10 protein-coding genes are annotated in these 14,916 nt (G+C 60.9%); 9 read left to right on the forward strand and 1 reads right to left on the reverse strand.

Translation table 11 applies throughout. The features are described from left to right. Positions 1-24: 24 nt before the first annotated feature. The 7 genes from D3870_RS02970 (at position 25) to D3870_RS03000 (ending at position 10,950) form a co-directional block, all read left to right on the forward strand. Complete coding sequence (locus tag D3870_RS02970; RefSeq protein ID WP_119736545.1) at positions 25-6,054, forward strand: hybrid sensor histidine kinase/response regulator; 6,030 nt, start codon at positions 25-27, stop codon at positions 6,052-6,054. A 428-nt stretch (positions 6,055-6,482) separates the two neighbouring features. Beyond that, positions 6,483-7,061, forward strand: coding sequence for a YqgE/AlgH family protein (locus tag D3870_RS02975; protein ID WP_340638429.1), 579 nt, complete (start codon positions 6,483-6,485; stop codon positions 7,059-7,061). 12 nt (positions 7,062-7,073) lie between these two features. Continuing rightward, positions 7,074-7,463, forward strand: coding sequence for a Holliday junction resolvase RuvX (gene ruvX / locus D3870_RS02980; RefSeq protein ID WP_119736548.1), 390 nt, complete (start codon positions 7,074-7,076; stop codon positions 7,461-7,463). Then, positions 7,450-7,956: a bifunctional pyr operon transcriptional regulator/uracil phosphoribosyltransferase PyrR gene (pyrR, locus tag D3870_RS02985; RefSeq protein WP_119741586.1), complete on the forward strand. Its 507-nt coding sequence runs from the start codon at positions 7,450-7,452 to the stop codon at positions 7,954-7,956. The genes ruvX and pyrR overlap by 14 nt, the downstream gene beginning before the upstream one ends. Continuing rightward, positions 7,949-8,908: an aspartate carbamoyltransferase catalytic subunit gene (locus tag D3870_RS02990; RefSeq protein ID WP_119736550.1), complete on the forward strand. Its 960-nt coding sequence runs from the start codon at positions 7,949-7,951 to the stop codon at positions 8,906-8,908. Before pyrR ends, D3870_RS02990 begins: the two co-directional genes overlap by 8 nt. A 4-nt stretch (positions 8,909-8,912) precedes the next feature. Next, entirely contained in the window at positions 8,913-10,199 is a 1,287-nt protein-coding gene (locus D3870_RS02995) for a dihydroorotase (protein ID WP_119736552.1), read from the forward strand. A 7-nt stretch (positions 10,200-10,206) separates the two neighbouring features. Continuing rightward, a complete protein-coding gene (locus tag D3870_RS03000; RefSeq protein WP_119741587.1) occupies positions 10,207-10,950 on the forward strand; it encodes a lysophospholipid acyltransferase family protein in 744 nt (247 codons plus the stop codon). 163 nt (positions 10,951-11,113) lie between these two features. Here the strand turns inward: D3870_RS03000 and D3870_RS03005 are convergent, their stop codons facing one another. Beyond that, on the reverse strand, positions 11,114-11,935 hold the full coding sequence (locus D3870_RS03005) for a symmetrical bis(5'-nucleosyl)-tetraphosphatase (protein WP_119736554.1): 822 nt from the start codon (positions 11,933-11,935) through the stop codon (positions 11,114-11,116). A 138-nt stretch (positions 11,936-12,073) separates the two neighbouring features. Here D3870_RS03005 and D3870_RS03010 point away from each other — a divergent pair, with 138 nt between their 5' ends. Together D3870_RS03010 and gmd are read left to right on the forward strand one after the other, a co-directional pair. Continuing rightward, positions 12,074-13,489 carry a mannose-1-phosphate guanylyltransferase/mannose-6-phosphate isomerase gene (locus D3870_RS03010; RefSeq protein WP_119736556.1) on the forward strand — a complete coding sequence of 472 codons (1,416 nt, stop codon included), beginning with the start codon at positions 12,074-12,076 and terminating at the stop codon, positions 13,487-13,489. An 83-nt stretch (positions 13,490-13,572) separates the two neighbouring features. Continuing rightward, positions 13,573-14,676, forward strand: coding sequence for a GDP-mannose 4,6-dehydratase (gene gmd, locus D3870_RS03015; protein ID WP_422879634.1), 1,104 nt, complete (start codon positions 13,573-13,575; stop codon positions 14,674-14,676). The last annotated feature ends 240 nt before the right edge of the window (positions 14,677-14,916 follow it).

Raw genomic sequence — 14,916 nt, forward strand, 5'->3', positions numbered from 1 at the left:
CCTTGAATCTTCCGCGAGGCAGCCATGACCACCCCTTCTTCCGCCTTACCTCAAGGTGTCCGGGACAACTTCGATCCCGGACCGCTGTCCTGGGTGATGGGTGAAATCCGCGAAGCGCTTACCCGTTCCAGAAGCGCCCTTTATGAAGCAGCTGCACAGGATGCGGAAGCGCAATCAACTTCGCTGCGTCACGCCAAGAGCTACCTGCACCAGGCGCACGGCGCACTGCAGATCGTGGACGTCGACGGCGTTGCCATCATTACCGAAACGGTCGAGGATTTGCTGGAACGCATTGATACCGGCAAGCTCGCGCTGACACGTGAACTGGCGCAAGCCATCGATCACGGTTATCAGGCGCTGGTGGAATATCTTGAAGAACTGCTGTCCGGAATGCCGCACCAGCCGGTGCGTCTGTTTCCGTACTACCGTGCCTTGCTGCAGGCGCGCGGTGCAGAGCGGATTCATCCTGCCGATTTGTTTTTTCCGAACCTTGCAATCCGGCCGCAACTGCCAATTTCCGCTTTGGTGCCGGAAGCAAGTTCTGCCGACTATACAAACCTGCGTCAGCGCTATGAGCGGGCGCTATTGCCGTTCCTGAAGAGTACGGACCGTAATGCAGAACAGGCGAACACTGCCGTCATGCGCGATCTCACAGGAGAGATCGAGGCGATGCAGGAAAATCCGCAATCGCGCGCCTTCTGGTGGGTGATGCATGGGTTTGCCGAAGCGGTTGCGGCGGGGCAGATTCCCAGCGAAATCTATGTCAAGCAGCTGTTTGCGCGCATCAATCTGCAAATACGCCGATTGAGCCAAGGCTCGGCAAGCATTGCCGAAAGATTGCTGCGCGATGCATTGTTTTTCATCGCACAGGTGAAGGATCCCGCGCCGCGCATCCGGCAAATCCGGACTGCCTATCAGTTGGATGGACTGGTGCCTGGCGATTACGAGAAAAAACGCTACGGGCAGATCGATGTAGACGCCTTGGTGGTGGCGAAGGAACGTCTGGCGCAGGCGAAGAACATGTGGAACCGGATTGCCGGAGGGGATGTCGGTATCGCGGATTCATTCGAGAACGAGATGCATGGCCTGGTGGAATCCGGTGCCAAACTGAATTCGCCTTCATTGACGAAGCTGCTGCGCGAGTTGAGCGGGATCGCGCGTCATGCCGCACGGGCCCGGCCGGGAGACAACATCGGCCTCGAAATGGCGACCAGTCTCTTGTTCGTCGAAAATTCGCTGAACAACATCGGGCGTTTGCCGGACAACTTTGCCGAGCGCGCCGATGCATTGACGGCTCGCTTGCTGTCGGTTGTTTCCGGCGAATCGCCGGCGGAATCGGCGCAATGGCTGGATGACATGTCGCGCGAGGCGCAGCAGCGCCAAACCATGACGGCGCTGTCCGGTGAAATGCAAACGAGTCTGCGGCAGGTCGAGAAGATGCTCGACGAGTACTTCAGGGATCCGGCGCAAGCTGCACCGTTGACCCAGCTTGATGCGATCCTGCATCAACTCGAGGGCGCGATGGCGATTCTCGATCAGGATGACGCGGTTCGCACGGTGCGGCATACGAGAAAAGCAGTGCAGCGCTTTATCGATGCGGAATCCGAAGCGATGCCGGATGTTCAGGAGTTTCAGCAAGTCGCCCGCAACGTGGGGGCGTTGAGTTTTTTTATCGAAACGCTGCAACACAATGCGGAAGGCGCGGCAAAGCGCTTTTCGTTTGACGAGACACATGGCGTGTTTCAGGCCAACCTGCTGGACAAGAATGCCGGGTCGAATGCATCGACGGATGATGCCGCCACCCTCGTGATCGTGGACCAGCCGGACGGCTTCATTGCGCCAGTCACGGAAACTGCGGTCCTGCCGACAGTGGAAGACGATCTTGCTTTTCACCAGAAGCAGTCGGCCGAGCTGGCGCTTTCCCTGAGCGCGGAACCGGGCAACAAGGCGCTGCAGGAGCAGCTCAAGGAATCGCTGGAGCAGATTCGCCTGGATGCAACGCTGGTCGACAACCCGGAAGCGAATGATCGCGCGCAGACAGGGATTGCGATTCTCGAACGGCCCGGGTTTTCCGACTCCCGAAGTGCATTGGCCGACATCATTACCGCAACGGTTCCGGTGCAGGAATCCGTCGAGATGCAACCGCTTGCCGCTGTCGCGGCGCCTTCCACCGACGAGGCAATCGATGCCGAGCTGCTCGACATCTTCCTGTCCGAGGCGGTGGAAGTGCTGGACTGCGTCAGGAAGACTGTGCCCGAATCGCGGAATGAGCCACACAACCAGGAGCATCTGACCACGCTGCGCCGCTCGTTCCACACGCTCAAGGGCAGCGGCCGCATGGTGGGCCTGGTCGCGTTCGGCGAGGCCGCGTGGAGTATCGAACAGGTATTGAATCTGCGCTTGTCCGAATCGCGCAGCGGCGACGCCGAACTCTATGCGCTGCTCGACAAGGCGGCCCAGGTGCTGGGGGCATGGGTCGATGACCTGCAATTGCACGGGCGATCGAATCGCACCCCGCATGCGCTCTCAAGCGCGGCGGAAGGCGTGAGGGAAGGGGGGGCATTCGTGTTCGCCGAAACGGCGGACCATGCCGAAGCTGTCGCGGCAGGCTCGACGATGGAAGCGGCTCCTGTCGCAGACGTCGAATGGCAGGTTGCTGCGCACGCGGCACCGTCTGACGTGCTGAAAGATGCGAAGCCGGAGCTTTCGTTTGATCTGGAGTTGCCCGTGGTGGCGCCGACGGCGGATGCATTTCCGGAGTTGCGGCTGGAGCCGCTCGCATCCGCCGGCGATGCGGATAGCATTCCTGAACAGGGCGACATGGCGTCTGCTTTGCCCCAGGCCGAAGAAATCCAGTTGTCGGATGCGGATCTGGCATTGTTCCATACCGAGGAAGTCGCAGCCAATGGGGGCAGCCCGGTGGATGCGCTTGTTGATATTACGCAGCACGACAAGGCGGTAACGCCAGGCGCGGCGATAGCGGAAGTGATTGCCTTCCCTGGCATGGCCACGTCAGGCACCGGTTTTGATGACAACATCAAGCGCATCGGGAATGTCGAGATCAGCGTCCCGCTGTACAACATTTACCTCGCTGAAACCGATGAGCTGGTGCGGCGGCTGGCCCAGGACATGGCGGAATGGCGTCATGAACCAGAGCGTCATGTCAACATCCAGTCGGTACATGCCGCACATTCTCTGGCGGGAAGTTCAGCGACGGTCGGATTCCTGGCGTTGCAGGAAATCGCACATGCGCTTGAGCTCGTGTTGCAATTCCTTGCGCGCTCGCCGGTCACGCTGACGCCCGGCGAATTCGACACGCTCGAGCATAGCGTCGATCGGATGAGACTGATGTTGCAGGCATTCGCGCTGGGCGAGATGCCGGATCACGTGCCGGAGTATGCGCGCGTCCTGAACAGCCTGAAGCAATCCATTGAAGCGCGCTCGGGCATCCAGACCAGTGCTGCATCGCATGCATCCATATTCAAGGGTGACCTGCCGGCGTCGGTCGAGTCGGCAGTCGCGGACGGATCCGACGCCACAATGGGGGCGACCGCGTCGAGTACATCCTCGCTGCCACAGCAATCTCCGGGCGCGCCATTTGCGGAACCGGTTTTCCCCAGCGCGGCCGATGCGACAGCCGATCCGGCCTTGGTCATCAAGGATGAACTTGATGCGGACCTGCTGCCGGTTTTCCTCGAGGAAGGTCGCGACATGCTGCCGCAGATGGGCCAGGTGTTGCGTCTGTGGCAAGAGCAGCCAGCCAATGCCGGATTGCCGCAATCGCTGCTGCGCGTGCTGCATACCCTCAAGGGCAGTGCGCGGATGGCGGGTGCAATGAGTCTCGGGCAGCATCTGCATGACATGGAAACCCGGATCGAGAACATCATGCGGCTGGGCGTGCCTGCGGCGCATGCAATCGATGATTTGCTGGTTCGTTACGACCAGGGATTGCAATCCTTCGAGGAATTGCAGAATCCGGGTGCGATCAGGCAAGCACCTGATGCGACGCAAGCTGCGGATGAGCCGCGTCAATCAGCGAAGTCCGACGAAGCGGATGTGATGGCGGCGAATGTCGATCCGGTCGTGCTGTCACCCTTGATGCCGTTGCAGACCGGTCCGCTGGCGTCGCAGACCGCGCCGACCTTCAGACCTGCGGCTGTGCCGGCAACAAGCTCCACGCTGGTGCGTGTGCGTGCCGACATTCTCGATCGCCTGGTGAATCAGGCTGGTGAAGTGTCGATCTCGCGCTCCAAGCTGGAAAACGAAGTCGGAACGCTGCGCCAATCCCTGTCCGAGTTGACCGAAAATGTGGTGCGCCTGCGCGATCAGTTGCGTGAAATCGAAATGCAGGCCGAATCCCAGATCACGTCGCGCATGGCGCACTCCGCCGACCGCGAATTCGACCCGCTGGAATTCGATCGCTTCACGCGCCTGCAGGAATTGACGCGGATGATGGCGGAGAGCGTAAACGACGTCGGCTCGGTGCAGCAGAACCTGAGCAGGGCGCTGGATAGTGCGACAGGCGATCTCTCGACGCAGGCACGCCTGACGCGCGATCTGCAACAGGACCTGATGCGGGTGCGTATGGTGCAGTTCGCCAGCATTTCCGAGCGCCTGTTCCGCGTGACGCGGCAGGCTGCCAAGGAGATCGACAAGCGCGTCAATCTCGATATTCGCGGCAGTGCGGTCGAGATCGATCGCGGCGTTCTGGAAAAAATGACCGGTCCGTTCGAGCATCTGCTGCGCAACGCGATCGTGCACGGCATCGAATCGCGCGAGGCACGCCGCGCCGCAGGCAAGAACGAGACGGGAGAATTACTCGTCGAAATCCGGCAGGAGGGCAATGAAGTCGTCATCCAGTTTTCCGATGACGGACAGGGCTTGAACCTGGCCAGCATTCGCAACAAGGCCGTGGGCGCAGGCTTGCTGACGGACGGCAGCGAACCGACCGATGCGGAGGTTGCCGATCTGATTTTCCATCCCGGTTTCTCGACTGCGGAGGAAGTCACCGAACTGGCGGGTCGAGGCGTGGGCATGGACGTGGTTCGCTCCGAAGCAGCCGCGCTGGGCGGACGTGTTCTGACGCATTCGGTGGCGGGCAAGGGGGCAAAATTCACCATTCACCTGCCATTGACGCTGGCGGTGACGCAAGTCGTGCTGCTGTCCTGCGGTGGCAGAACGTACGCGGTGCCTTCGGTGCTGGTTGAACAGGTGCAGCAGCTCCGGGCCAATCCGCTTGCCGCCGCATACAACGACGGCGCGGTGCTCTGGCAGGGGCAGCGCGTGCCGATGCATTACCTTCCCGCGTTGCTGGGCGATACACATGTTTCACCTGTCACGCAGCAATATTCGCCGCTGATGATTCTCAAGAGCGGCAAGGACCGTGTCGCGTTGCACGTCGATGAAGTCCTTGGCAACCGCGAAGTGGTGGTCAAGAACATCGGCCCGCAACTGGCGCGAATGGTCGGTATCGCGGGCGCGACCGTGCTCGGTTCCGGCGACATCGTGCTGATCCTGAACCCCGTTCCGCTGGCGCAGCGCGCGGCACACGACAACATGCGTGCGCCTCGCATCATTGCATCCGATGCGCCGAACGCGATGGGTGCGGTGGCCGAAATGACGCCTGCGCAACCAAGCGCCCCGAATGCGGAGCCGATCCAGGGCCTGCGCACGCAACGCATCGTCATGGTGGTCGATGACTCGCTGACGGTACGCCGCGTGACGCAGCGCTTGCTGTCGCGCGAGGGATACCAGGTGGTGGTGGCAAAGGATGGCGTGGATGCACTCGAGCACCTGCAATCCATTACACCGGACGTGATGCTGGTGGATATCGAAATGCCGCGCATGGATGGTTTCGACCTGACGCGCAACGTGCGTGGCGACGAACGTACGCGCGATATTCCGATCATCATGATCACCTCGCGTACTGCCGCCAAGCATCGCAACTACGCGATGGAACTGGGTGTCAATCAATATCTGGGCAAGCCGTATCGCGAGGATGAGCTGCTTGCATTGATTGCCGGTTACATCGGCAGGGAAATGCCTGCGTTGTAAGAAAGCCATTTTCCGTAGGAAAGCAAAAGACCCGCAGGAGATTTCTGCGGGTCTTTTGCTTTCGTCACAAGCGCAGTCGCCTGCTGTCCCAGCTGGCATGTGCAGTGCGCTGGATTTTCTTCATGGCTGCTGTACAACCGTGTTTCCATGCGGACCATGTTCAGCGGGGTGCTTGTGCGAGTCGTTTGTCAATGCGGCAACACCTGCGTGAATCAATTCGCGACGGCGTCATGCAAGGGATTTGTCGAATCGATACATGACGATGGTCGCTTGCGCCGAATGACGAGGGCTCGATGCAATCGAGGAAGGCCATCAGCGCAAAACTGATAAAATGACCAGCTATGGTGAAGCAAAGCAAGCCTCGTAAATTCCCCTTCACGCCTGAGCCGTCTCAGGATACTCCCGGTTTTTCCCGATCTTCCGATACTGTGACTGATACCGAATTCAATCTGGCGGATCACTTCCTGATTGCCATGCCGTCGATGCTCGATCCGGTTTTCGGCGGTACGGTAGTGTATCTCTGCGAGCATAACGCCACCGGCGCGCTGGGCGTAATCATCAACAAGCCGACCGACATGACGATGGATGTCTTGCTTGAGCGCATCGACCTCAAACTGGAAATCCTGGCAAGCCACGTACCGCTCGACAAGAAACCCGTCATGTTCGGCGGCCCGGTCCAGGTCGAGCGCGGCTTTGTACTGCATGCGCCGCATGGTAATTTTTCGTCAACGATGAACGTGACGGACGAGGTTGCGCTGACGACGTCGAAGGACGTGCTGGAAGCGCTGGCTTCCGGTGACGGGCCGCGCCGCATTCTCGTCAGCCTCGGCTGCGCGGGCTGGAGCGCCGGCCAGCTCGAGGACGAGATTGCACGCAACGGCTGGCTGACCGTGCGCGCCGATCCGGACATCATGTTCGCGCTTCCGATTGAACAACGTTTTGCTGCGGCGATGAAGTTGCTGGGCATCGATCCGATGATGCTCGCCGGCGATGCCGGCCATGCCTGACAAGGCTGCGTAGTGGGGACCATCCTGTGCTTCGACTTCGGCCTGAAACGCATCGGTGTCGCGGTTGGCAACACGCTGCTCAGGCAGGCGCAGCCGTTGACGGTGATTTCCGCAGAGGCCAACGATGCGAAGTTCGCCGCGATTTCGGTGCTGATCAAGGAATGGCAGCCGACGCTGTGCGTGGTCGGCTTGCCGAGTCATCCCGATGGCACCGAGCATGAATTGACGGTACGCTGCCGCCGCTTTGCCAACCAGTTGAACGGACGCTTCGGCGTCGCCACCGTGCTGGTCGATGAACGATATTCCTCCGCAGTGCTGTCCCAGCGTCGCGGCGAGCTGATCGATGCGGAAGCAGCCGCAATCATTTTGCAACAATACTTCAATGAACATGCCGAATCCTGAACTGGACGCCGAGGCCTTGTACAAGGTGCTCGCAGAACGCGTCAAAACCGGCCTCGCGCAGGCCGAGAACGTCGCCCTCGTGGGTATTTACTCCGGTGGAGCATGGCTGGCCGAACGGCTGGCGGCCGAGCTGCAACTGAACGAACGATTGGGCTATATCGATGTCTCGTTCTATCGCGATGACTACGCCGCGAAAGGCTTGCACGCCGAGGTCAAGCCGACCCAGATTCCTTTCGAGGTGGAAGGCGCGACGATCCTGCTGGTCGACGACGTCCTGTACACGGGCCGCACGACGCGCGCGGCGATCAATGAACTGTTCGACTACGGGCGCCCGGCGAAGATCATGCTCGCGGCGCTGGTCGATCGCGGCGGGCGCGAGCTGCCGATTGCAGCCGATATCGTCGCCGACACCATTACTCTTCCAGATAACCAGCAACTCGTACTGCAGCGCGCGGACGATGGCCGATTTTCCCTGACGGTGGACCATGCATAATCCGCAACTGAACAAAAACGGTGAGCTGCAGCATTTGCTCACCATCGAAGGCTTGCCCAAAGCCATCATTACGCACATCCTCGATACCGCGTCTTCGTTCGTCAGTGTTAGCGACCGCGAAGTGAAGAAGGTGCCGCTGATGCGCGGCAAGAGCGTCTTCAATCTCTTCTTCGAAAATTCCACACGCACGCGCACGACCTTCGAGATTGCCTCGAAGCGCTTGTCGGCGGACGTGATCAACCTCAATATTTCCGCCTCCAGCGCCAGCAAGGGGGAGTCGCTGCTCGACACCATCGACAACCTGGCCGCGATGCATGCCGACATGTTCGTGGTGCGCCATGCGCAATCCGGCGCGCCTTACCTGATCGCCAGGCATCTCACCGACACCAAGCAACCGCATGTACATGTGGTCAACGCGGGCGATGGCCGCCATGCGCATCCGACCCAGGGCTTGCTGGACATGTACACCATCCGTCACTACAAGAAGGATTTCACCAAGCTGACGGTGGCCATCGTCGGCGACATCCTGCACAGTCGCGTGGCGCGTTCGGACATCCATGCAATGACCACGCTCGGTGTGCCGGAAGTGCGCGCCATCGGACCGCGCACCCTGCTGCCCGGCGGACTGGAACAGATGGGGGTGCGCGTGTTCACCGATATCAAGGAGGGCCTGAAAGGCGCGGACGTGATCATCATGCTGCGCTTGCAGAATGAGCGCATGAGCGGCGCGCTGCTGCCTTCCGCGCAGGAATTCTTCAAGAGCTACGGCTTGACGCCGGAACGCCTCGCGCTGGCCAAGCCCGACGCGATCGTGATGCATCCGGGGCCGATGAACCGCGGGGTCGAGATCGACTCTGCGGTGGCGGACGGTTCGCAGGCGGTGATTCTGCCGCAGGTCACGTTCGGTATTGCGGTCCGCATGGCGGTGATGAGTATTTTGGCGGGAAACTGAAAGAATGAAGATCCATATCAAGAATGGCCGCCTGATCGATCCGGCCAATGGCATTGATGCGCAAAGGGATTTGTATATTGCCGCAGGCCGCATCGCCGGCGTGGGCGAAGCGCCGGCTGGATTCGCCGCCAGCAAGACGATCGACGCCAGCGGTCTGGTCGTCGCACCCGGGCTGGTTGATTTGAGCGCACGGCTGCGCGAACCCGGCTACGAATACAAGGCGACGCTGGAATCCGAGATGCAGGCAGCCATGCAGGGTGGCGTCACCAGCCTCGTTTGTCCGCCGGATACCGATCCGGTGCTGGACGAGCCGGGCCTGGTCGAAATGCTGAAGCATCGCGCCAAGACGCTCAACCAGGCGCACGTTTATCCGCTCGGCGCTCTGACCACTGGCTTGAAGGGCGCGGCACTGACCGAGATGGCGGAGCTGACCGAAGCCGGCTGCATCGGTTTTTCGCAAGCCGAGGAGCCGATTCTCGACACCAATGTGCTGATGCGTGCGATGCAGTACGCCAGGACCTTTGATTACACGGTCTGGCTGCGGCCGCAGGATCCGCATCTCGGACGCACGGGCATCGCGCATAGCGGGCCGGTCGCGTCGCGCCTGGGATTGTCGGGCGTGCCGGTCATGTCGGAGACGATTGCGCTGCATACCATTTTCGAATTGATGCGCTCGACCGGCGTGCGTGTCCACCTGTGCCGCATCTCGTCGGCAGCGGGACTCGATCTCGTGCGCGCGGCGAAAAAGGAAGGCTTGCCGGTGACCTGCGATGTCGGCGCGCACCATATTCACCTGACCGATGCGGATATCGGCTTCTTCGATTCGAATGCGCGTGTGACACCGCCGTTCCGCGCCCAGCGCGATCGCGATGCAATTCGCCAGGGTCTGCTGGATGGCACGATCGACGTGATCTGCTCCGATCACACGCCGGTCGACGACGATGAGAAATTGCTGCCGTTCGGCGAGGCATCGCCCGGTGCGACAGGTCTGGAATTGCTGCTGTCGCTCGCGCTGAAATGGGCGGACGAGTGCGTCGATACATCGGAACAGCCGCTGGCCAGGGCGATCGCCAAGGTGACCGCCGATGCGGCGCGCGTGATCGGATTGCCGTCAGGCCAGCTTGCCACAGGCAGCGTTGCCGACATCTGCATCTTCGATCCGGCGGCGCGCTGGACAGTCGATTCGACGGTGCTTGCCAGCCAGGGCAAGCACACGCCTTTCCTCGGTTATGAACTGGCAGGCCGGGTGAAGACGACCATCGTCGCCGGACACGTTGCGTTCGAGCGGTAAGCGCGGCATGCACGTCGTCCGGCTCCTGCGAGTCGTGCTGCATCTGTTTGCCGGCCTGGCGATTTCCGCCTTCGTCTATCCGCTGATCGGCGAAGCGGGACGCCAGGCGCAGATCCGCCGCTGGTCGATGAAGCTGGTTGCGCTATGCGGCGTCGAGGTGGAGACCAGGCATGCGGCCGGCGCGCAACCCGCGCCGCGCGCGCTGATCGTCGCCAATCACATCTCCTGGCTCGATATCTTCGTGATCAACTCGCTGCAGGCCAGCCGTTTCGTCGCCAAGTCCGATATCCGCGACTGGCCGCTGCTCGGCTGGTTGTGCGAAAAGGCGGGCACGATTTTCATCTCGCGCGGCAGGGTGCGCGACGTGCGGCGGATTTACGAAGGCCTTGTCACCAGCCTGCACGCAGGCGAACACGTCGCCTTTTTCCCGGAGGGCACGACCGGATCGCAGGGAAGCGTTCTGCCTTTTCATGCCAACCTGTTCGAGGCGGCAATCGAGGCGGAAGTGCCGGTGCAGCCCTATGCGTTGCGCTATGTCGATGCGCAGGGGCGCTTGCACCCGGCGGCCGATTTCGTCGGCGACATGACCTTCGTGCAAAGCATGCTGACGATACTGAAGGCGCGCGGCATGAAAGCCGAGCTGACGATTCTGCCGATCATTGAAACCGCGCCGGACTCGCACCGGCGCGAGCTTGCCGATGCGGCGCATCGGGTGATCGAGTCGGCGCTGAGTGCTGGCGAGAAGGTTTGATCGAAACGCACATCGGTATTTCAAACGCGGGGAGTGGTCTTGAATGTGCTCGCGGGTGCATGCGGCCGGGATGTCCCACACTGCGCGCAAAGTCCACATGCTTTCCGAATCCCCTGCCTCACGTTACGCTCTACACAAGCAGACGTGATGCCCGCATCTCTCCTCACATCGTCCCCGGCGTCTGATACTGCGGACAATCCACCTGGATCGACGCGCGGTCTTCCAGGCGCACGGCGGTCAGCTTGCCGCCCCAGAGGCAGCCGGTATCCAGCGTCAACAAATTGGGCCGCATCATCAGGCCCAGCGTTGACCAGTGTCCGGCGACGACCGTAACGTCTTCCGTCTTGCGGCCCGGCACGTCGAACCAGGGCATGTAGCCTGGCAATACGGTTTCCACGCCTTTCGACAACATCTCCATCGTTCCATCAGCAGTGCAGAAGCGCAGGCGCGTCAGCGCGTTCACGATGCAGCGCAGACGGTCGGCGCCTTCAAGCGCATCGTCCCATCTGGCCGGAGCGTTGCCGTACATCGTGCGCAGGAATTCCACCCAGTCCGGGCCGCGCAGCGCCGTTTCCACTTCGTGTGCGAGATCGACCGCCTGCTGTGCGGTCCATTGCGGGACGACGCCCGCATGCACGAACAGGTGGCCGTTTTCCAGCAGCGCCAATGGCTGGCGGCGCAGCCAGTCGAGCAATTCATCGCGATCCTCGGCGTTGAGAATGTCGTCCAGCGTATCGCTGCGATGCGGCTTGCGGATACCGTTGGCGACGGCGAGCAGGTGCAGGTCGTGATTGCCCAGAACGACGGAGGCGGTATCGCCGAGGGCGCGGATGTTCCGCAGCGTGGCGAGCGAGTGCGGACCGCGATTGACCAGGTCGCCGACGAAAATCAATCTGGGACTGGGTGAGGTCTCGTAAATCCGCTGCAGCAACGCGGTCAATTGTTGCTGGCATCCTTGAATGTCGCCGATGGCGTATGTTGTCATGCGTAAAAATTGTGAAGCGGTAATAGAACGCACGCCATTTGTCGCAAAACAATAAAGCGTACGGCTGGGTGACATATAAAGGGACTGTACCGAACGGCTCATGCAACTCGCGGAGCCATCACGAAGTCCTTTTATATCATGTTACTTCCAATCATCCTTTCCGGAGGGGCGGGCACACGCCTGTGGCCCGTTTCGCGCGAAGCGCATCCGAAGCCCTTCATGCGCATCGGCGGCGGCAAGAGCCTGTTCGCGCAGACCTACGAACGCGCGATGGCCATTGCGGATCAGTGCGCGCCGCTGATCGTCACGAACCGCGAATATTACTTCCGCTCGCGCGACGAACTGGCTGCGCAGGCGGTCAAGCCTCATTATCTGCTGGAACCGACGGGGCGCAATACCGCACCCGCGATCACCGTGGCCGCGTTGTGGGCGGCGCGCCAGGATGACGATGCCTGCCTGCTGGCGATGCCCGCGGATCATCTGATCACCGACACCGAGGCCTTCCTCAAGGCGGCGCAGCATGCGGAGCTGCTGGCGCGCGACGGCTTCATCGGTCTGTTCGGCATTCGTCCGACCACGCCCGAAACCGGTTTCGGCTATATCGAAATGGGCGACAACGTGAGCCAGCAAGCGCATGCGGTGCGGCGCTTCGTCGAGAAGCCCGACGCGGCCACTGCCGCCGCTTATCTGGCGCAAGGCAACTACGTCTGGAACAGCGGCATTTTCTGCTTCAAGGCGAGTGTCATTGTCGCTGCCCTTGCTGCCTGCAACCCGGCGCTGCTGGAAGCCGCGCGCGCCGTGCTGGACGCGACCCGTGCGGAAGGCGACAAGACGGAGCTGGGTGCCGCGTTTTCGCAACTGGAAAGCATTTCGATCGACTATGCCGTGATGGAAAAGGCGCAGAACATCGCTGTCGTGCCGGCCGAATTCGGCTGGAGCGACATGGGTGCGTGGGACGCGGTATCGGACATGATTCCCGCCGACGACCATGGCAACACCAGCAACACCAGCAGCAACGGTCAGCCCATCTTCATCGACAGTCGCAACACTTACGTCGATTCCAGGGACCGGCTGGTGGCGGCGATCGGTCTCGACAACCTGCTGGTGATCGATACGCCCGATGCCTTGCTGGTGGCCGACAAATCGCGCAGCCAGGAGGTGCGGCAGGTTGTGAGCCAGTTGAAAGCCAGCGGTCATGAGGCGCACAAGATTCATCGCACCGCGCTGCGTCCCTGGGGCACGTACACGGTATTGGGCGAAGGTCCCGGCTTCAAGATCAAGCGGGTGCTCGTCAAACCGGGACAGGCGCTGTCGCTGCAGATGCATCATCACCGCAGCGAACATTGGGTCATCGTGTCCGGCACCGCCAACATCACGGTCGATGACAGCACCGTCCTGATGAGCCAGAACCAATCCACCTACATTCCGATCGGCGCGAAGCATCGTCTGGCCAATCCCGGCATCACCGATCTGGTGCTGATCGAGGTGCAGTGCGGCAGCTATCTGGGCGAGGACGACATCGTGCGCTTTTCCGATGCGTACGGACGGGTGTAAGCGGCCGATACAGACAGTCCCTGGCACGTATGCAGCGCATGCAAGCGGAATGAAGATCCATCACAGTTCAACAAGGAAAACACATGCTGATGAAATCAAGAATCGACAAGGTGGCGCTCATTACCGGAGTCACAGGCCAGGACGGCGCATATCTCGCCGAACTGCTGCTGTCGAAGGGGTATGAAGTTCACGGCATCAAACGCCGTACCTCGCTGCTCAATACCGATCGCATCGATCACCTGTATCAGGATCCGCACGAACAGGATATCCGCTTCAAGCTGCATCACGGCGATCTGACGGATTCGAGCAGCCTGATCCGCATCATTCAGCAGGTGCAGCCGGACGAAATCTACAACCTTGCGGCGCAGAGCCATGTCGCCGTGTCGTTCGAGGAGCCGGAATACACGGCCAACTCGGATGCGCTGGGGGCATTGCGCATACTCGAGGCGATCCGCATCCTCGGACTCGAAAAGAAGACGCGTTTTTATCAGGCCTCCACTTCCGAACTGTACGGCCTGGTGCAGGAAATGCCGCAGAAGGAAACCACGCCTTTCTATCCGCGCAGCCCCTATGCGGTGGCGAAGCTGTATGCTTACTGGATGACCGTCAACTACCGCGAAGCGTACGGCATGTATGCATGCAACGGCATCCTGTTCAATCACGAAAGCCCGCTGCGCGGCGAAACCTTCGTCACGCGCAAGATCACGCGCGCGCTGGCGCGCATCAAGCTCGGCCTGCAGGATTGCCTGTATCTCGGCAACCTCAACGCCAGACGCGACTGGGGTCATGCACGCGATTATGTCGAGATGCAATGGCTCATGCTGCAGCAGGACAAGCCGGAGGATTTCGTCATCGCCACCGGCGTGCAATACAGCGTGCGTGACTTTGTCGACGCCGCCGCACGGGAGCTTCATCTGCCGATTCGCTGGGAAGGCGAGGGCGTCGAGGAAAAGGGCATGAATGCGCAGGGAAAATGCATCGTCGCCGTCGATCCGCGCTACTTCCGGCCGACCGAGGTCGAAACGCTGCTGGGCGATCCGACCAAGGCCAAGACCAAATTGGGATGGGAACCGAAAACCAGCTTCCAGGAGCTGGTCGCCGAAATGGTGTGCGAGGACATGGAAGCCGCCGAGCGGGACGAGTTGGTAAAACGGCACGGCTATCGGGCGCTCAATCATCACGAGTGAATCACGCGCAAATCACGAGAAAACTTCGGGGCCGTGCATTGCCGCCTTCTCGAAACTGTCAATCTGTCAATGACGGTCCGCAGCATCAATGTCATTCCGGTCCGCGCCGGAATGACGATCCACTTTGTTGATTCCAGGTACCCGGGCTGCATTGAAAGACGGAAAGTTGCAGGCTTCTGCGCGAACAGCCCGGACCGCTACGGCGCAGCGCAATTCGTACGGTAAAATCCCGTAGTTGCG

It is taken from the genome of Noviherbaspirillum cavernae (genome assembly GCF_003590875.1).
Lineage (GTDB): Bacteria > Pseudomonadota > Gammaproteobacteria > Burkholderiales > Burkholderiaceae_D > Noviherbaspirillum > Noviherbaspirillum cavernae.

What these genes read in the sequence shown, in the direction of transcription:
- D3870_RS02990 (WP_119736550.1), top strand. Translation starts at nt 7,949, where the DNA reads ATGCATAATCCGCAACTGAACAAAAACGGTGAGCTGCAGCATTTGCTC.
- gmd (WP_422879634.1), top strand. Translation starts at nt 13,573, where the DNA reads ATGCTGATGAAATCAAGAATCGACAAGGTGGCGCTCATTACCGGAGTC.
- D3870_RS02970 (WP_119736545.1), top strand. Translation starts at nt 25, where the DNA reads ATGACCACCCCTTCTTCCGCCTTACCTCAAGGTGTCCGGGACAACTTC.
- pyrR (WP_119741586.1), top strand. Translation starts at nt 7,450, where the DNA reads ATGCCGAATCCTGAACTGGACGCCGAGGCCTTGTACAAGGTGCTCGCA.
- D3870_RS03010 (WP_119736556.1), top strand. Translation starts at nt 12,074, where the DNA reads ATGTTACTTCCAATCATCCTTTCCGGAGGGGCGGGCACACGCCTGTGG.
- D3870_RS03005 (WP_119736554.1), bottom strand. Translation starts at nt 11,935, where the DNA reads ATGACAACATACGCCATCGGCGACATTCAAGGATGCCAGCAACAATTG.
- D3870_RS03000 (WP_119741587.1), top strand. Translation starts at nt 10,207, where the DNA reads ATGCACGTCGTCCGGCTCCTGCGAGTCGTGCTGCATCTGTTTGCCGGC.
- D3870_RS02995 (WP_119736552.1), top strand. Translation starts at nt 8,913, where the DNA reads ATGAAGATCCATATCAAGAATGGCCGCCTGATCGATCCGGCCAATGGC.